The organism is Salmonella sp. SAL4457, from assembly GCF_046548235.1.
In the GTDB taxonomy this organism is placed as follows: Bacteria; Pseudomonadota; Gammaproteobacteria; order Enterobacterales; family Enterobacteriaceae; genus Salmonella; species Salmonella enterica.
This window is the reverse complement of record NZ_JBGDZO010000320.1, coordinates 1-289: the sequence shown is the minus strand read 5'-3', so window position 1 is coordinate 289 and position 289 is coordinate 1. Positions and strand designations below refer to the sequence as shown.

The 289-nt window shown below is 56.1% G+C and carries 1 rRNA gene; it reads left to right on the top strand.

Annotation, left to right across the window (positions count from 1 at the left end):
• Nucleotides 1-289, top strand: a 16S ribosomal RNA gene (locus ACLJNW_RS24465); the annotation flags it as partial.

Sequence of the window (289 nt, the reverse complement as noted above, 5' to 3'; positions counted from 1 at the left end):
AGCTTGCTCCTGGATTCAGCGGCGGACGGGTGAGTAATGCCTAGGAATCTGCCTGGTAGTGGGGGATAACGTCCGGAAACGGGCGCTAATACCGCATACGTCCTGAGGGAGAAAGTGGGGGATCTTCGGACCTCACGCTATCAGATGAGCCTAGGTCGGATTAGCTAGTTGGTGGGGTAAAGGCCTACCAAGGCGACGATCCGTAACTGGTCTGAGAGGATGATCAGTCACACTGGAACTGAGACACGGTCCAGACTCCTACGGGAGGCAGCAGTGGGGAATATTGGAC